Below are 18,787 nucleotides of genomic sequence, written 5' to 3'. Positions count from 1 at the left end.
ACGCTTTTGTTATATATAAAATTAGAGTCTCTACAACGTTTCATTTTCTGATTATTAGTCAAAAAAGTACTAATAAGTGGGTAAGGAAAACTAAACAAGAATCTGCATTCATTAGGATTAAACCCTAAGTAAAATTTAAAAGTTATAGGAGTGAAGCACCTTTCGCTTCTTTTGAATTTAATTCAATTTACGAAAAAAACGATAAAATATATAAATTAGAGGAATTTAACATTATTTGTCGAAGGAAGTAACAAGAAGTCCAATTAATGTGATTATTTTAAATGATGTAGAGATATGAGGAAAACATGATAAAAGGGGGCTACATGGTTATAAGAATATTTATGTTATAACTAGTCTGAAAAATATACTCACATAAATGAATTAGCTAAATATATGGTAAATAATTTTAAATTTAAAAATGAAATTGATTTATATTAGTTAGTAGACAGAGGTGATACTATGCCATACGAAAAAGCGGGTAGATCAGATAAACAGGGAAATAGATATGAAATCAAATGGTGTGTTTATCAATTGCTCAAGGTTTTGGAAGAAAAACTTGATTATATTACTTTAGAGGCAATTGGTGATGATGAGGAAGGTGTCGATCTTTGGGTAGTTCATAAGGATAGTACGCAAGAGGGCCAGCAATGCAAAGGACGCAATGGTGCAAATGAAACATGGAGCTATGGTGCACTAAACTCAAAAGAAATACTGAGTAAATGGAAGTCGCAACTTGACCGAGGAGATAATTTCTATGTTTCCTTAGTATCTCCTTTAGGTTTTACATACTTAGAAGATCTAATACATCGAGCTAAGAACTCTAGTGATAATCCAAAGTTGTTCTTTGAGCATCAGATAAAAGGATCCGATACCAAATTTATTAGTTTCGTTAAAAACTTTTGTAAAGCATTAGGATTTGATTATAGTGACCAGTACCAGTTAACAAAAATGATAAATTATTTATGCAGAATTAAATATCGCCAATCCCCTGATGGTGAGCAAAAGGAAATAATTTTAGATAAGATTGGTCTGCTATGTCAAGGGGATGAAACAGCAGTATATGATGCGTTAGTTACTTGGATTATAGATGGCGATATCTTAGGTGAAAGGATAGGTATAAATCAAATTCATTCTTTTTTAGATTCAAAGAATATAAGATTGAGAAAACTAGACTCTGACACAAGGGTATATCCAAAAATTAAAGAACTAAATAACGAATACAAAACTGCTTTTAGACCCCTTGATACCGGAATAATTAGTAGAAAGGAAACCAATGCTTGTATTAGTCAAATTTTAGAGGGGAATTCTATAATAATTCATGGTATGGCTGGTAGTGGTAAGAGTGGGTTGACTGAAAATGTGATAAAGTTTTGTGAAGATGAAGAAGTACCTTATTTGGCAATTAAGTTGGATAAACGTGTACCCCATCAAAATGTTAAACAATGGAGTGAATCCATTGGATTGCCATCTTCTTTGGTACATTGTTTGAACAGCGTTTCAAAAGATACTAATGCAGTTATTATCCTTGACCAATTAGATGGTTTAAGGTGGACATTACCTAATTCAAGAGAGGCGTTGCTTGTATGCGCCGAATTAATTAGACATGTAAAGCACGTAAACCTTGAACGTGAAAAAGAAATCTCTATTTTATTCATTTGTAGAACATACGACCTTGAGAATGACAATAATATTAAGAATCTATTTAATAACAATAAAGAGAAAGGGGATACTTGGAAGAAGATTACGGTCAGTGAACTTGAAGATGAAAAAGTTAAAGGAATAGTAGGTTCAAATTATGATACATTGACAGATAAATTAAAAAAGGTATTAAGATTACCAAGTAATCTGTATATATGGCAGCAACTAAATAAACCAGATAATCATAACGAAATTTCATCTACTTATCATTTGGTTACCGAGTGGTGGAGGCAGTTAGTAAGAGAATCTGTTCAATTTGGACTAAATGAAAGAGATTTAGAGCAGACGAAATTGAGGTTGGTTGAAGCATTTGAAAAGTCTGGAAAACTATCTGCTCTTTCAACAGAACTCAGTATCAATCTCTCTACTATAGATTTTCTAGTATCTAGTGGATTTACCGTTAAGCAAGATATTGGAACGTTAAGCATAATCTCTTTTATCCATCAATCAATATATGATTGTTTCCTTGCTGAAAAAATGCTTATTAGCTACTTGCAAGGAACTAGTATTATTCAGGTAGTTGGTAGTAAGGAGAAGCAAACACCAACAAAAAGATACCAGATGCAAATGTTTATGCAAAGCTTGCATGAGTATTCAGAAGATGAGTTTCTTACTATTGGTAAACAGATTTTAAAAGCTTCTTCTATACGGTTTTCTTTTAAGTTTGTATTTTTAGAGTTGCTTAATCAGATTATTGGACCATCAGAGGCAGTGAAAAAAGTTGTTTTAGAATTAACCAGTGATGAAAGATTTGGTGTTCATATTGTATCTAATGTTATACAAGGCAATCAAGTATATATTGGTACATTGAGAGAAAGCGGAATCTTAGATAAATGGTTAGCTAAAGACAAGAAAAATGTTGTTATAAGTCTATTTCAAAGTATAAGAGGTAAGCTTACAAGTGCTGACGTTGTATTTATAGAGAAGTATATATTTAACTCTAAACATGAAGATTCTCAGTGGTTACGCTGCTTTCCGTTTGATGTTTTAGAGGATAGTGATGATGTATTTGAGCTTAGAATGAAAGTCTATAATAAGTTTCCAGAACATATGGAAACTTATCTGGACATTAAGTCTTTATTTAAAGGATTCGAGATGAGAGCTATAGACATAATTACTCTCATGTACGAAATCAAAAGTAAGAAAGGTAATAGATTTTTCCGTTATGAAGAAGAGTACTTAGATAGTGATGCTGAATTTTTAGTGAAAAATGCCGTGCAGGTGTTGGAGAAACTTTTGTCCTTGGTACCAATGGATTCAGACTATGCAATTGGGTACAGCGACTGGGGCAGTCGGTCAAAATATAATAAGAATATTGAAAGGACAATCATAAATATAATAAAGAAAGCTAATGTTGCATTGATAAAGCAAGATCCTGAATTATTCTGGAATCTATATAAAAGGTTTATGGGAAAAGGGTATACTCTATTCAACGAATTTATTCTTGACGGATTAAAGCACTTACCGATATCAAACAGCAACCAAGTAATTCGTTATCTTGTAAAAGATATAGAGTCGAATATGTTTGTTGAAGGAAGTAATGATGAATTGCATCATTCTATAGAGATACTAAACAAGCACTTTAAAAAATGTGATTATGATATAAGGAAACAGTTTTTAAATGAAGTTATTATGTATTGTCCTTCAGATGCTATTGAAAGATATAAGCACAGAATTCAATATAATAGTGAAAAAAACGGGAGTACAGTATATTGGTCCTTTTGGGGAGACTTTCAGCATGAAATACTTGCAGCTTTACCGGATGAGCAATTGAACAAAGAGGCACTAGATTTAAAAAGAGTGTTGGATCGAAGGTTCCACGGAAGAAGCTCTAGGTTCAGAAATAGTAGTGGTCATGGGGGATGGGTACGTTCTCCTGTAGACGGCAAGGAATTAAGTGATAGTAGTTGGTTGAAAATATTAAAATCAAAGAAATTGGACACAGTTCCTGATAGAGGATCCTGGAGGGAGGTAGTAGGAGGGATTATTGAAAATTCTCTTAATCAGTTTTCGTCGAGCTTTACTAGAGTAGCTGGAAAAGAACCACTGAGAATGGTTTCACTAGTATTAAATGTTAGTGGAAATATTCATGATAATTTTGTTGATGCATTATATTCCGGTATTTCAACAAGTGAGCATTTGAATTTAGTCCCAAGTAGTTTGCTTGAGAAATTGCTAGAAAAATATCCACCAAGCAATGATTCATATAGAGCTAGCTCTTTTTGTAACATTGTTTCGGATCATTATGAAGAAAAATGGTCAGCAAATGTTATAGAATCAATAAAGGATATTGCAATTAATCACATTAATCCGGAGGTTGGTCAGCCAGTGGTAACCAATGGAACTGATAATGAGATGCTTAGTGTGGGTATGCTACAAAGTAATGCTATAAATTGTGTAAGAGGGAATGCAGCAAGAGCTATCGGATGCTTGTTATGGAAAGATGTTGCTCTCTTTAAAGAATTCAAAGATACTATTGTTGCATTGACCTTGGATCCAAATCCGGCTGTTCAACATGCAAGTCTTTATGCGCTTTGGCCATGCTATAATATTAATAAAGAGTGGACCATGGGGAATATCATCAAACTTTATCGTAGTGATATTAGAAATGCCGTCTTTCATAATTCTAAAAACATGTTTTTTATGCTATATGAAAAATATAAAGAAGAAGTAATGGATATCATTATAAATTGTTTTGAATCAGAAGATGATGAGTTAATTAAGGTTGGCTCTTACGCTCTTACAGAGATGTATATTCAAAAAGGAGAGTTTAAAGAAGTATTCAAAGATGTTTCTGTATTAAAGGAAGAGCAAGCCCAATCAATAATGTTAATGACTGTACAGTATTTTGAAATGGAGAAATATGTAGAAAGAGCAAAGGAACTGATACTGAAGTTTAATGAGTACGATTATGATTTAGAAAGTTCAATAACAAGACTGTTGTACGATAATCTTATAGATATGGAAAGAGATAAAGAGTTCCTGCATCAAGTTCTAAAGTCTAAATTTTCGAGAAGGATTGCTTACACCTTCAATGAGTATATTGAAAAATCTGTAGAGTCAATAGTATACTTTTCAGATTTAATATTTGATTTAAGTTACAGCGTCATTAGAAGCTCAGATAAACAGATGGAACCATGGGGAGCAGAGGATGAAATTTCCAAATTAATTATCGGCTTATATGATGAGAGTTGCGGCTTGACTGAACCCCAAATGATGAAAATTGCTAAGGAATGCCTTGATATATGGGATTTGATGTTCGAAAAACAGATAGGTTCAGCTAGGAAACTTAGCTTTGAACTAATGCAGAGATGATTATTTTGGCCATATTATGGAACATTCATTTCGCATTGTTGTAGAAGAAGGAAGCTATGATGCCTTGTTTAACTAATATGTAATTAAAAAGTTTGTAGTAAGAACCAAATATAATAATTTAATGTGAGTGGAAGGTGGTAATGTAAGAATGAACCATATAATTTTTAAAAATTTACTTCATTTTGATATAAAATTGTGGGTAGAAAAAAATATTGCTTCATTACCTAATTCATTTGAAAGAATAATGAAAAGATATGAATTAGGTAAAGGAGATTATGAAAATAGCATCTTAGCAGACATGGTTTTTTCTAGGTTGGGTTGGGTGAATGTTTCTAAAGATATTAAAAATTCTTTTTGGGGAACATTCACATGTGCGTTGGTTAAACTATCTGAAGAAAACAATTGGACATATAGCAGTGCAAGCAGAAATAAATGCACGGATTCTATGTACTCTTTTGACAATGATTATAATATAATGTATTGTTCTTGGAATCCTGATACAGAGAGGTGGGGAAAGTTTCCGCTAAGTAAAAAGAAATTTGGTGAAAAAATATCTTCATCTAAAAATATCCATCAAGAAAAAATCCCAACTTTATTAAAAGAATTTCCTGAGTTTAGAGAACTCTCGAATATTTGCGATAGCATAGCAAATTTTATGCCATGCCCTGATTATCCTTTTAATTCAGTTAAAGGATGTTTAGATGACGTTAAAGATTACCTGAATCTAATGATTGATAAGATACAAAATTGCATTGATACTAATCAAAATTTGATATATTACATTGGGGAAAATCAAGAAGAAATCAAGTTGGAAAAAGTAAGTGAATGGAAAGAATGGTTTATCAAAAATCAAAAGGTGTACCATTTAACTGATTATTATTTCATTGAAAATGAAAAAATTGTAGGAAAACCTTTATTTGAAAATCAGTCATTATTGTACCCAATGCCATTGGAAAAAGAAGAAATAAGAAATTGTGTTAAAGAAACTATAAAAAGAATCAATAATAGAGCAAACAGTATATCCAACGATTTGAAATAATATAAGCTCTAATCTAATTTGCAACTGGATTCTTTATATAATGTTTACCAGATATCTTTTCCACCCCCATAGTAAGTGTTTTATAACGTTTCTTTTATTAAACAATCAGACGCGATTGTTTAATAGGTGCTCTTTTATTCTTAATTACAAATATCACTATAAATACCATTCAATTTGCTATGCAAATTTAGGTACATTTAATGTGGAATATCAAGTGTTGGGATAGGGTACTAAACTATGGCTACAATGTATTGACGAATGCAAATTTTTAATGGTATTATTTACCTATGAACACCTTTTCTTAAAGTTTTTTAAGAAAAGAACCTTTCTGGAGCCCAGCTATCGGAAAATGGCTGGGTAACAACTCTATATTTTGCTCGGAATATCGAAAAATCATGTGAAATGTATGAAACATTTTATATTTGAATTTTCGTTTTTTTATTTTAAAAGATAAAAAGTGAATCTTACTAATTTACACTTTCCCAATTTAAATTGATATCAATAATAATTCCATATTATTTTTAATATTGGTATTGTAATTATCCTTGAAAGATTAGACAAAATTAAGGTGAACACCACTACATTTTAAAACATCATTTTTCTACAGTCAGCACTCCACGCATGTTGAGTGTGTGGCAGTACTCGAGAAAAGTTTGTAACTAACTAAAAAAACTGCACTCATATTATGACTGCAGTTTTTTATTAACTCATTATATCAATCTGAGGCTTCTTCACTGGATCGTTTATTTCCCTTATAGATATAATAAAGAGCAATTATCATAAATAGTAATGCAAAAGAACGTTTCATATCTAAAGGAATTACTATACTATCGAACCAGCCGAAATGGTCAATAACAATGCCGATTACAAGTTGACCAATGATAACGGTAATATTGGTTGCAATCACCCCGATTTTAGGAACGGCGGCAATAATGAAAAGTAAAAACAAGACTCCTAAAAATACGGCGCTTAACTGCCATTTAGGCACTTCCAGGATGGCAAGCACATTTCCCTGACCAAAAAAAAGAAGAAAAATTGCTAGAAACATTGTGCCGGTTAGAAAAGTTAAAAGTGTAGTTTCGATTGTTCCTGCTTTACGACTGAATGTACCATTTATAGCCGATTGTGCGCTTAATGTGATACCACCTAAAAAGGTGAATAGAACCATTAATATACCCATGTTTAGACCTCCTAGTAAACTAAAACAAGTGCTATAATCATTGAAATAACAGCTAATATTTTTTCTTTATTGATTCTAAGTTTCCTGATTCCAAACCAACCATAATGTTCAATTACCATACTCATTACTAATTGGCCAATAATTACTGCAACCATAGTGATTCCGACTCCAACGAATGGAACACTAATTACAATAGATGTTAAATAAACTGCCCCCAAGAAACCACCAAGCAGTGTCCATTTAGGTGCTTCAGTGGCATAGGAAAGTTTACCTTTTCCAAAGAAAAGCCATAATAATCCTAGGATAATTGATCCCACAAAGAAGTTATAAAAACTTGTTTCGAGCTTTCCGATCGTTTCCCCTAATTCACCATAAATAGCTCCTTCAAAACTAAGCGCTGCGCCGGCTAATAAAGCTAAAATATATGAGATGTAACGCATTAAATGAGTCCCCCTTGATACCTGTATTTTTAAATATCTAGAATAATCGATATATGGTTTCATAAAAAAACAGAAATCAACCAGCTTAGATTTCTGTTCTAAGATATTCAGCAAACTGACGAATGGCTTCTTCATTTCTTCGATAGTACGTCCATTGACCGTAACGAACAGATTCAAGAAGACCAGCTTTTTGCATCATATTTAAGTAAAGAGATACCGTAGATTGAGAGGATTCGGCTTTTTCTTGAATGTCTCCTACACATACTCCCCCTTTATAACTTACCTCCGTTGGCAGGTGAGCGCCTTGTTTAGGAAAATGCTTCTCCGGTTCCTTCAGCCAATGTAAAATGTTAAGTCGAGTTTTGTTAGATAACGCTTTGAATACATCGATAGGTTCCATAGTCCAAATTATATATCGCATTTATTCGATATGTCAAACAGAAGAAACTAACCTACATAAATAACATTTCATTCTCCAATCCCTTGACTTTCATCTTATTTCAATGAAAGATAAAGATAATAATTGTGAGGATGAATGGGATGAATAATTCAGTAAATATTTTAATAGTTGAAGATGATCCAGATATTAATCGCTTGCTTTGTAATATTGTCAGCAAAAACGGCTATGCGCCTAAACCTGCCTATTCTGGCACGGAGGCGGTAATTTATTTAGATTCTCAAAAATGGGATATGGTCCTGCTTGATTTGATGCTTCCTGGTTTGTCAGGTGAAGAAATTCTTAGGAAAGTAACGGAAGAAAGTCAGATTCCTATCATTATTATTTCTGCAAAGCTGGAAACGCAAACCAAAATAGATGCTTTAAGGGCAGGTGCCGATGACTATATTTCGAAACCTTTCCATATAGAAGAGGTCTCTGCAAGAGTCGATTCCTGCTTAAGAAGATACCGGAATATGGGGGATTTGCTAATACGTAATCAGCTTCAATACAAAGATCTCGTAATTGATCCAGATGAAAAAAAGGTGTCTGTGAATGGAAATGAGCTAAATCTTACAGCACGGGAATTTAAAATATTGTTTCTGCTGATGTCTTCACCTAAGAAAGTGTTCTCAAAAGCTAATGTTTTCGAGAACGTTTGGAATGAAGAATTCTATGGGGATGATAATACGATTAATGTTCATATGAGTAATTTAAGAAATAAGCTCTCGAAAGCAAATCCAAATGAAGTGTATATTGAAACGGTATGGGGAATGGGGTATCGTCTTAAAACTTAAGGTTTTCTTAAGACTTATCTTAAGTTTCTCTTATGTTTTCCTTCTTATAATAAAAGTGTGTTCAATATGAAAAAAGTGGATTTTGAACGAGAACGTTAATCCTTTTTTACATGTTGTAAAAGTAAGAATTAGGGAGGAAAAACGGAATGAATGAGTATGTGCTTAAAACGAACCAATTATGTAAGAAATATCAAAATAAAATGGCAGTTGATAAAGTTGATTTATCGATTAAAAAAGGTTCTATTTATGGTTTTATTGGTCAAAATGGAGCTGGAAAATCAACGTTTATCCGCCTCATAACTGGTCTTGCCTATTCAACAATCGGGACGTTTGAGTTATTCGGGGAAAATGATGCAAATGCTTTAACAAGCACAAGAAAACGAATTGGGACAATCATTGAAGGTCCTGCATTATACCCGAATATGACTGCTGCTGAAAATTTAGAAACACATCGGCTGTTAAAAGGAATACCTGGTAAAGAATCTATTGATAGAACGCTTGAGTTAGTAGGTCTGCAGAATACCGGGAAAAAGAAAGCCAAGAATTTTTCTCTAGGAATGAAGCAGCGTCTTGGGCTAGCCATTGCACTGCTGGGTGACCCTGAATTCCTGCTTCTCGATGAACCAATCAATGGTCTAGACCCAATGGGAGTAGTCGAAATACGAGAATTATTAAAAAGGCTGAATCAGGAGTATGGAATTACGATTTTAATTTCAAGTCATATTTTAAGCGAGCTTCATTTATTAGCGACTCATTATGGCATCATTCACGAAGGTGTGTTGCTGGAGCAGTACTCTGCAAAAGAACTAAATGAAAAATGCCAGCAATACTTGCATATTAAAGTGGATAATCCAAAAAAAGCTGCAACTGTTATGGAAAGACAGCTAGTAACGCAGGACTTTGAAGTTATGCCAGATGGATCGATTAAGTTATCTGCTTTTGTAGACGTACCGGGGAAAGTTTCAAAAATTTTGACCGATCAGGGTTTGGTGATTGAACAATTTATGCCAATGGGTGAAGATTTGGAAACCTACTTTGCAAACCGCATCGGGGGTATTCATAATGGGTAACCTTTTGAAGACAGAATGGTATAAATTAAGAAAAGATAGAACTTTTTGGGTTCTTACAGGGCTATTAATTGTTTTTTCTGTTTTGTATCCTCTCGATAGAATTGGGATTTCTGACTCACCTAATGAAAATGACTTTTATCGGGGTTTTATTCTAGCAATCAATAGTGATATAGTAAGCCTGCTGCCGGCAATATTAGCAGGGTTCTTTATCGCAAGTGAATTTTCGATGGGAACAATGAAAAGTATCGCTTCTTCTGGTCATAGCAGAGTAAAAATATATTTTGCTAAGCTCACAGTGTTTTCGATTGGCTCCATTATCATCTTACTAATATTACCGATTTTTATGATGGTTGCCAGTGCAGGTTATATAGGATTCTATGTCTGGCCGGACTGGACGTATTATCTCCGGACAATTGGACTAATTTCCCTGTACGGAACAGCTTACGCTTCCATTATGGCACTTTTTTCGGTCATATTTGCTGATAGTGGAAAAACGATAGCATTTCTGCTTCTATTCCTTGCGTCAATTGATAGCCTGCTGGATTTTTTACGTGCTAAAGTTCCATTCCTGGAACCTATGATTACACATTCTATATTTATGTCACATGGATCTATATTAACCATTGATCAGATCGGTAATTGGAACGGTGACGATGTGTTAACATTCATAGTTGTACCGATCCTGACATCACTAGTACTCGGGACACTTGGAAGTTTGATTTTCAGATATAAAGAAATTAAGTAAGTAAGAAAGCGGGTGAGTACTGTGATCTATGCAACGATATTAGCCATTATGGTACTGTTATATGTTCTCACCCGCCACTATTTTTTGAAAAGAGAAATCAAAAGCGTAACCCGACAACTCAACCATTTAAACAACGATGTAACAGCTAAGAAATTAGACATAAGCTATTTTGATAAGGATTTTGAGAAACTGGCTAAGGAAATAAATGACCAAATTGATTTAACAAAAAAGGCAAAAGCAGAAAAGCGCATGACTGAAAATGAGTTAAAACAGGCAATATCCTATATATCACACGATATACGAACGCCTATGACTTCGATATTGGGATACATTCAATTTTTGGAATCAGATGAATTACTTTCAGAGGACAGAAAAGAATATACACATATTATTAAAAATAGTGCAGAACGATTAAAGGTTTTACTAGAGGATTTCTTTGAGCTTTCCATTATCGAACAAGAAGATTATCCAATGAAGATGGAAAAGATTAAATTAAATAAATTAGTTTTGGAATTGATATTAGGTTTTTATGAAGAATTTAATAAAAGTAGGCTTGAACCCACTATTACAATACCAGATAATGATATCATAATAATGGGCGACCCATCTGTTGTTAAGCGAGTAATAGAAAATTTAGTAGTAAATGCGATAAGGTATTCAACCGGTAAGGTAACCATCCAGCTTGAAAAAAATAAAACGACCGTTCAGCTGACAATTGGTAACTCAGTTAATCAGTTAAATGAAAAAGATGTAAATCATATGTTTGACCGTTTTTATAAAGCAGATCAAACTAGAACCGGAAAAGGTACTGGTCTCGGGTTATCAATTGCAAAAAGCTTAATGGAAAATATGCATGGGGATATAACTGCTGAGTTGAAGGATAACCAATTATTTATGAAGTGTATATGGGAAATTTGATACCATATTTATATTTTTTTCAAAAACCAGCATCGTCCGTTCAACATTATAGGAGGTTTATTAATGGATAATAACGATATATTAATGAGATTAAGGTATGCCCTGGATATTAAAAATAAAGAGATGATGGAAATATTTATACTTGGTGGCGTTGAGGTTACAAAAGAGGAAGTAATAAAACTGCTCACAAAATCAGAGGTTGAATATGAATACGACTATGATGATGCAGCGGAAACGGAAGATCATCTAAGGTGCACGAATAGTATGCTGGAGTCTTTTTTTAATGGTTTGATAACGTATAAACGGGGACCACAAGAGCCGAAACCTGGACAACCTAGTAAACCGGATCGGTCAATTAAAAATCATTCAAGTGTAAATAATGTCATGCTTAAAAAGGTGAAAATTGCACTAACATTAACGAGTGAAGATATAATTGACATTATAGATGATGCAGGAGTTGCGATAACAAAAGGTGAATTGAGTGCCTTGTTGAGAAAAGAAGGACATAAGAATTATAAGGAGTGCGGTGATAAATACGCCAGAAATTTCTTGAAGGGATTAGCTTTAAGGTATAGGGGATAAGCTTATCGACCCCATAAAGAATAGTCTTTCCTCACACGAATTCCAATTAACTGCATAAAACTTTTTCATTTAGGGTAATTGAAATAGTAGAAGAAATTCAGAGTGGAGGCATAATGATGCAGAAGATGAATCGAGGAGTAGTGACAGCACTTTCAGCGATAGGAATTGCACAAGGCATGAAGATACTGACATATAAAAAATTGACAGGTAAATGGGACTGGAAACAGATTGCTACGACTGGTGGAATGCCAAGTTCACATTCAGCTGGTGTATCAGCTTTATCAACTTACATAGCGACAAATAAAGGATCCGGTCATACAGAAACGGCATTGGCAGCCGTATTTGGTGTAATTGTCATGTATGATGCGCAAGGAATACGACGCCATACAGGTGAAATTGCAAAATTGGTAAATCATTTGGAAGACAACTTCGCTATTATTTCAAAAGACTTTCCGAGCCTTGAATTTGTTGAAAGAGAAAAAGAACTAAAGGAGCTTCTGGGCCATCAGCCATTAGAAGTTTTAGGTGGAGCAATTCTAGGTTCTGTATTGGGATTATTGGCTGCTAAACATGAGAATAAATAGTACTAGCCACTGTTTGCGCTTTCCTGTTAAGGGAGGGCGTTTTTTATGTGATGAATAAAAACAGTCCATCCGAACATACTAAACCTAAACTACAGGAGGTGTGTTGAGATGGATAATAAAGACTTTGACGAGATATATAATGCATACAAGAATCAAGTTGAAAATCAAGTCCAATCGGAATCAACGCAGGGGACTGTACCTGGTAAAGAAAAAATAATTGCCGTTCGTAAAAATGACGATGGTGATATTATTGCCTTTAAAACGGAAAACGGCAGGGAGCTGGATTATGTTTCGGCACTTGAAGAAGCCAAAGCAGGCAAGTTAGCTCATGTAGATGTTTTCCATAAATATGGAAGAGATATTCTGCGCAGTGAACCCGACGGGGTAAAAGAAAATAATTTAGATAATCTGGATAGTTTTTAAAGTTAAATCAGGAGGTGCTTAGAATGGGAAAAGACCGTCAAGAGAGAAAGTTAAGAGAGAGCGGACGCGTGGAATCAGACCGAGATGTTGGGCTACGCTATAAAGGTTCAACAAAGATGTCCAGTCCTGAAGAAGCTCGAAAATTAAACGATGGAAAAAAGTAAATTATGAACAAGTTGAGAATGGACGCTTCTATCCCAGTAGAAGCGTCCATTTTATTTTGTGCTAAAATATAGAAAAGTCATTTTTATAATGGGGGGTAAAAGTTATGATTGGGGAAAATATACATGTTAGATCATTTACAATAGATGACGCAGCGGCAATGCTTTCACTTCAAACAACTAATAAAGTGTTTTTTGAAAAGTTTTCGATGGAACGTGAAGATGATTATTATACGATAGAATCCCAAGTAGAACGAGTGAAAAAATCGCAGGAAGCGGCAAGTGATGACAAGGAGTATAACTTTGGGATATTTAGGAATGACGATAATGATTTACTTGGTACAATAAACCTTTTTCATGTAATGCGCGGGTCGCTGCAAAGTGCTTTTATAGGTTATTTTATGGATCAAAAACAAAATGGTAAAGGGTACACTACTGAAGCAGTTAAATTGCTTGTAGAACATGGATTTGAAAAGCTAAATCTGCATCGAATTGAAGCTGGAGTGATGCCACATAATATAGGGTCCATTCGTGTGCTGGAGAAATCCGGATTTCATAAAGAAGGAATTGCTAAGAAAAATGTTCAGATTAATGGAAAGTGGGAAGACCATCAGGTTTTGGCTATTATTAATCCGGCAGGTTAGTTGGGGAGAGAAATTGTATAAAAAAATTATTGTCAGGTCTTGCATTTATATTTATATCGGCTCTTCTGTATGGAGCGAATGTAATAGCCGTTGCTATTTCTAGTCTAAGAGAATTTGGAAACGGACAATCAGAAGTAGGCTACTCACTTATCGTTTTGAGTGTGATTTCGGCAGGTATAGGAATTACATTATTGCTAGTTTTGGAAAGAGAGCAACACTATGATAAAAGTAAATAACAAGTATTCTGACGTGTTAAGCTGTTTCCAGTTAACACGTTTTTTAATAAGGTTAGAAAGTAAAAATCCGTGCTTACTGAATAAGTGCAACGAAGGTTTTAGCCATTAAAATTCGGTGATAAGCCAAGTTTTTTAATAGTATTGAAACTTTTTTACATAAATTCTTCTCTAATGGTAAAAGGGGGGCAAACATGAATGAGTTAAAGCTAATCAATAAAGCAAAAAAAGGAAATGTAAAAGCTTTTGAAAAACTACTATCACTACATAGTGATCAGCTGTATCGAACTGCATTTCTTTACGCTGGAAACCGAGAAGATGCACTGGATATTGTTCAAGAAACTTCTTATAAAGCGTTATTAGCAATTAGAAACTTAAAAGAAGGTAAATATTTTTTATCCTGGTTAACAAGGATTCTTATCAATAGTTTTTATGACCTGAGGAAAAAGCAAAAGAATGATATACCACTAGAATATTTAGGGGAGCATTCTTCAATTAAAGCTGAACCAAAGATTGAACATATCGATTTAGTTAGAGCAATTAATCAATTACAGGATAAACATCGAGATGCTATTATTTTATTTTACTTTCAGGATCTGCCAATAAGGGAGGTAGCAGCTATTATGAACACACCTGAAAACACAGTGAAAACGTATCTTCAACGAGGAAAAAAGCAATTGAAATTTATTCTAGAGGGGGTGGGAGCACATGAAAGAAAAATTTTTCCGAGATAAATATGATGAAATAGAAGTCCCTCAAGAAGATGTTAAAAAGGCTATTCGAAGTGGTATGCAAAAAGCGAGTGAACGTTCTGGATTAAGGATAAAGACTGCGCGCCCAAAAAATTTTATTATTTCAGCTGCAGCGTCACTAACACTTATGGCAACGAGTTTTTTAGTGCCTTCCGTATCTCATGTGATGGCTGAAGTACCACTAGTCGGTCAATTATATACGAACTTTAATGATGCAGTAGGTAGAAACCTTGAAGAACAAGAATTAATTACAGAATTAGATCAAAGTTCAAGTTATAAAGGAATTGACGTAACGATTACGAGTGCCTATTACGATGGTGCCATGGTTGGTGTTACGTTTGATATTAGTGGAGACGTGAATACAGATCAAAATGGAAAAATTTCAGCTTTTTATCAAATTTTCGATGGAAAAGAAGGGATTTCTGACAGTAAAGAAATTGTGCATTTGGAGCCGACAGATACTGGATACACGGGCCATGTCCAATTAAGTTACCCGAAAACTGACCTACCTGATGCCGCTACTTTCCCACTTGAATTTTTGCGAATCGGAGAAGAAGAAGGCGCTTGGAAATTTGATGTTCCAATTAAGCAGCTGCCGTTCGATATGATTACACTAGATAAAGTGCGCAGTGATGCCAAGGCAGAAGTAAACGTTCAATTCGATTCGATTATCGCGGGTAAAGCATCGACTGCTATAAACTATACAGCTACTTTTCCAACTGTAGGAAAACATGATCAGGTTGAATTAGTGGCTTATGATGACGAGGGGAAGGTGATTAGAATTACCAAGGATGGAATAGATTTAGAAACAATTGTCAAAGACAACCAAATAAACGTTAAAGGAAGAAGTATTATTCCACAAAAGCTTGTAGGGAAAACAGATTATATAGTAGTACATCCTAAAGTACATTTAAATGTAAAGGATCAGTTTGTTGAATTAGACCAGAAAACACCTTTAGATATAACAACCAGCAGACAAGATTTATCAGTTACTGTTGAAAATATGAAGGTGAAAGACAATGAATTCGTAATTGATTTTCAATTTAATCATGGTGATGAACACAATAGACATTTCACACACTTTAATAACTTTGCTAATAACGGTGTTACGCTTGTTAAAGAATCCGAGAAAAAGATAAGGCAAAAACCAATTAATCATGACATTAAAGTGGTAGATAAAGAAGATCTGCGGTTCAGGAGTTCTTTTGACATTAGTAAACTAGATGAGTTTATTAAAGAAGATTATGTAGTCAGAGTTAGTCTAGGATCATTAAGTGCGAATATTCCGGTCGAATTAGAACCAGTAAAAATCAGTTTGAATTAAGAAAAGAAAAAGCCAAATCATATCGCTTGATTTGGCTTTTTTCATACAAACTATTAGCCCAACAATGGATTCAATTTATAACTTTCCAATGCAACGTTAACATCATCAATATCATAAATATTTTTCTCCAGACAATACTGTACAACTAAATCGGTTATATCACTGTCGGAAAAGGAGTAACCGGCTGCACTTAGGAGATCAACGGTTTCATTTGTAGTTAACTCAAGGCCAATGGCAAGTGCTAGAATCGTGTTTTTGCCTGGTCGATAATTTTGGGTGGTGCGTATTTTCGAAAAATGCTTCCGGTCCATTCCAATTTTATTATAAACTTCAGGGTCAGTTAATCCGGCTTTATCTATATAGGTAAATAACACTTGTTTGAATTCCGGCTTACGTTTCTTTTTGATAAATTCTTCGATTTCGTATTCGCTAACCTCTTTAAGAATAATATCCTTACTGTAAAGTGGCATATTATTCGAAACCCCTAGCTCCAGATGAGCTTCCACATACTTTTGCAACTCTAACCATGTCTTCTTATCGAGCATCTTGCATACCTCCCCAAATTGTCGCTTTTCAGGCGACCACAAAGCCGATTTTCTTAGCTATTATTATAGCATGATGTAAAACTTAGGAGGATGATTTGAATGAATAACCAATTAACAGAGATTATTTTTTTGCTTGACCGAAGTGGATCGATGTCTGGACTTGAAGCGGATACAATTGGAGGCTTTAATGCTTTAGTTGATAAACAGTGCAAGCTTGAAGGAGAAACAGTCCTTACAGCAGCACTATTTGACGATCAGTACGAAACAATATGGAGTGGAATCGATGCAAATAAGGTTAAGCTAACGGAAGAAAATTATTTTGTCAGAGGGTCTACAGCGCTTCTTGATGCAATAGGTAAAACCATTCTGGACGTGGGACAAAGACTGTCCGAGACCAGCGAAGAAAGGAAACCTGGGAAAGTTTTATTTGTTATTACGACAGATGGGATGGAAAACGCCAGCCGTGAATTTTCACATAAAAAAGTAAAAGAAATGATTCAGCATCAGAAAGATAAATACGACTGGGAATTTATCTTTATTGGTGCAAATATAGATGCTGCGGAAGAAGCGGATCAAGTAGGAATCAGCAGTAATGATGCTTATTCATTTGAAGCATCTAGTAAAGGAGTGGAAAAAATGTACTCCATGGTAAGCGAAGAACTATCCTACAGAAGAACTAAATAGCTTTGGTTAAAATTGAAGAAGAACCACGGTAACGATTAACAGCAGAAAGATGATACCAGTGAACAACAACGAGTTAAGACGTGATGTATTTGCTTCCTGAATATCATTCCAGTTAACTGGTTTAATGCCACTAAACCAAAAGACAAGGATTGCGGATAACAATATTGAAATTACATTTACGAGAAGAAGTAACAAAGGCTGAAGTGCAGCTTGCCATTGAGCAGCCCCGGTCATCATTCCCAATACGATTGCCGGGGGTAATACTGCGAGCGAAATCATTACGCCTACTAATTGACCATGTGATCGTTTAACAAACGAAATGGCTCCAGCTGCACCGGCTGAAATTGCCACGACAATATCAAATAGTTTAACATTAGTCTGCGCAAGAAATTCATTACTGTCTAATGGAAGCGGAAATAAATACCCAAATAGAGCAGAGATAGCAATAGGGATAAAAAGACCAAATAAAGCTGTTGTGATCGATTGACGAAGTAATTTTCTCTCACCAAGAACAGATGAGAACGAAACACCCATTAATGGTCGAATGGATGGATCGATAATGTTGGCTCCTAACACTAATCCTGGCCGATTTTGAATAATTCCTACAGCAGCTACCAATGCGGCGAAAACAGTAAACCATGAATAACTTCCATTTATCTTGCTTGAGGTCTGAATAATTGTTAATAGTTCCAGTCTGCTGGCTCTGCCAAATTGTTCTTTATTATCATCAGGCGTATTTTCTTCATTATATTTACTGGGGATATATGCTTTAACTGAGTATAACAGCGCATCAAATTGACTGTTCACATCGGCTGCGTTTTTCTCCAAATAATTCAGGATTTTTTCTGCATCATGTTTTTCAACTAGAATTCGTATGTGAACGGCATCATTTTCCTCTGCTATCCAATACGTTATGAGTGGAAATTTGCTGAGCAGCTCATCTTGATATTTGAAATTATCTGGTGCGTATACCTCTATTAATTGAACATCCATACGAATCCCTCATCGAGTTAGTCTTTTAATTACTCCGCTTTCGCAGGCTGATATACTTGAACAAGCCCGCCATCCATTGTTGTAGTTGACACAAAATCTCTATACTGCGACGTAACAGTTGGTTATTTTCCACATTGTATCAGCAACGAGATTTCCGCTGTTGGCAGTTGCGCAACTTAGGGCGGCCAGTGAGCCTCCCGGGGGTCTCACCTATGCCTTACCTC

The 18,787-nt window shown here is 34.7% G+C and carries 19 protein-coding genes; 14 read left to right on the top strand and 5 right to left on the bottom strand.

What is annotated here, in order from left to right; translation table 11 throughout:
• Positions 1–459 precede the first annotated feature (459 nt).
• Positions 460–5,013 (top strand): hypothetical protein, encoded by a 4,554-nt coding sequence (locus tag VBD025_RS00755; RefSeq protein ID WP_430788361.1) that lies wholly within the window; start codon positions 460–462, stop codon positions 5,011–5,013.
• 148 nt (positions 5,014–5,161) lie between these two features.
• Positions 5,162–6,052, top strand: coding sequence for a hypothetical protein (locus VBD025_RS00750; protein WP_430788359.1), 891 nt, complete (start codon positions 5,162–5,164; stop codon positions 6,050–6,052).
• A gap of 715 nt (positions 6,053–6,767) precedes the next feature.
• Here the strand turns inward: VBD025_RS00750 and VBD025_RS00745 are convergent.
• The 3 genes from VBD025_RS00745 to VBD025_RS00735 all read right to left on the bottom strand — a co-directional run bounded on the left by VBD025_RS00745 (position 6,768) and on the right by VBD025_RS00735 (position 8,072).
• Positions 6,768–7,232, bottom strand: coding sequence for a DMT family transporter (locus VBD025_RS00745; protein WP_430788357.1), 465 nt, complete (start codon positions 7,230–7,232; stop codon positions 6,768–6,770).
• Between the two features lie 11 nt (positions 7,233–7,243).
• The gene (locus VBD025_RS00740) at positions 7,244–7,672 is read right to left on the bottom strand and encodes a DMT family transporter (RefSeq protein ID WP_430788355.1); all 429 of its coding nucleotides are present in this window, start codon (positions 7,670–7,672) and stop codon (positions 7,244–7,246) included.
• 85 nt (positions 7,673–7,757) lie between these two features.
• Positions 7,758–8,072, bottom strand: coding sequence for an ArsR/SmtB family transcription factor (locus VBD025_RS00735; protein ID WP_430791210.1), 315 nt, complete (start codon positions 8,070–8,072; stop codon positions 7,758–7,760).
• Between the two features lie 140 nt (positions 8,073–8,212).
• On the opposite strand from VBD025_RS00735, the gene VBD025_RS00730 reads away from it, so the two are divergent.
• From VBD025_RS00730 to VBD025_RS00680, 11 genes are all read left to right on the top strand, one after another.
• Positions 8,213–8,905, top strand: a complete 693-nt coding sequence (locus tag VBD025_RS00730) for a response regulator transcription factor (protein ID WP_430788353.1) — start codon at positions 8,213–8,215, stop codon at positions 8,903–8,905.
• 146 nt (positions 8,906–9,051) lie between these two features.
• Positions 9,052–9,975, top strand: a complete 924-nt coding sequence (locus tag VBD025_RS00725) for an ATP-binding cassette domain-containing protein (RefSeq protein WP_430788351.1) — start codon at positions 9,052–9,054, stop codon at positions 9,973–9,975.
• Positions 9,968–10,720 (top strand): ABC transporter permease, encoded by a 753-nt coding sequence (locus VBD025_RS00720; RefSeq protein ID WP_430788349.1) that lies wholly within the window; start codon positions 9,968–9,970, stop codon positions 10,718–10,720. Before VBD025_RS00725 ends, VBD025_RS00720 begins: the two co-directional genes overlap by 8 nt.
• 84 nt (positions 10,721–10,804) lie before the next feature.
• Complete coding sequence (locus VBD025_RS00715) at positions 10,805–11,638, top strand: sensor histidine kinase (RefSeq protein ID WP_430788347.1); 834 nt, start codon at positions 10,805–10,807, stop codon at positions 11,636–11,638.
• A gap of 63 nt (positions 11,639–11,701) precedes the next feature.
• Positions 11,702–12,220, top strand: a complete 519-nt coding sequence (locus VBD025_RS00710) for a DUF1456 family protein (RefSeq protein WP_430788345.1) — start codon at positions 11,702–11,704, stop codon at positions 12,218–12,220.
• A 116-nt stretch (positions 12,221–12,336) separates the two neighbouring features.
• Positions 12,337–12,804: a divergent PAP2 family protein gene (locus VBD025_RS00705; RefSeq protein ID WP_430791208.1), complete on the top strand. Its 468-nt coding sequence runs from the start codon at positions 12,337–12,339 to the stop codon at positions 12,802–12,804.
• A gap of 108 nt (positions 12,805–12,912) precedes the next feature.
• The gene (locus VBD025_RS00700) at positions 12,913–13,227 is read left to right on the top strand and encodes a DUF3892 domain-containing protein (protein ID WP_430788344.1); all 315 of its coding nucleotides are present in this window, start codon (positions 12,913–12,915) and stop codon (positions 13,225–13,227) included.
• Positions 13,228–13,250: 23 nt separating this feature from the next.
• The gene (locus tag VBD025_RS00695) at positions 13,251–13,391 is read left to right on the top strand and encodes a YpzI family protein (protein WP_430788342.1); all 141 of its coding nucleotides are present in this window, start codon (positions 13,251–13,253) and stop codon (positions 13,389–13,391) included.
• Between the two features lie 104 nt (positions 13,392–13,495).
• A complete protein-coding gene (locus VBD025_RS00690) occupies positions 13,496–14,032 on the top strand; it encodes a GNAT family N-acetyltransferase (RefSeq protein ID WP_430788340.1) in 537 nt (178 codons plus the stop codon).
• Between the two features lie 427 nt (positions 14,033–14,459).
• Positions 14,460–14,999 carry a sigma-70 family RNA polymerase sigma factor gene (locus tag VBD025_RS00685; protein WP_430788338.1) on the top strand — a complete coding sequence of 180 codons (540 nt, stop codon included), beginning with the start codon at positions 14,460–14,462 and terminating at the stop codon, positions 14,997–14,999.
• Entirely contained in the window at positions 14,974–16,341 is a 1,368-nt protein-coding gene (locus VBD025_RS00680) for a DUF4179 domain-containing protein (protein ID WP_430788336.1), read from the top strand. Before VBD025_RS00685 ends, VBD025_RS00680 begins: the two co-directional genes overlap by 26 nt.
• 53 nt (positions 16,342–16,394) lie before the next feature.
• Here the strand turns inward: VBD025_RS00680 and VBD025_RS00675 are convergent, their stop codons facing one another.
• Complete coding sequence (locus VBD025_RS00675; RefSeq protein WP_430788334.1) at positions 16,395–16,886, bottom strand: hypothetical protein; 492 nt, start codon at positions 16,884–16,886, stop codon at positions 16,395–16,397.
• 99 nt (positions 16,887–16,985) lie between these two features.
• On the opposite strand from VBD025_RS00675, the gene VBD025_RS00670 reads away from it, so the two are divergent.
• On the top strand, positions 16,986–17,570 hold the full coding sequence (locus VBD025_RS00670) for a vWA domain-containing protein (protein WP_430788332.1): 585 nt from the start codon (positions 16,986–16,988) through the stop codon (positions 17,568–17,570).
• A 6-nt stretch (positions 17,571–17,576) separates the two neighbouring features.
• Here VBD025_RS00670 and VBD025_RS00665 read toward each other — a convergent pair whose 3' ends face one another.
• Entirely contained in the window at positions 17,577–18,563 is a 987-nt protein-coding gene (locus VBD025_RS00665) for a TIGR00341 family protein (RefSeq protein WP_430788330.1), read from the bottom strand.
• Positions 18,564–18,787 lie beyond the last annotated feature (224 nt).

It is taken from the genome of Virgibacillus flavescens, from assembly GCF_050574275.1.
GTDB lineage: Bacteria > Bacillota > Bacilli > Bacillales > Amphibacillaceae > Virgibacillus_F > Virgibacillus_F flavescens.
This window is presented reverse-complemented; position numbering and strand designations above follow the sequence as displayed.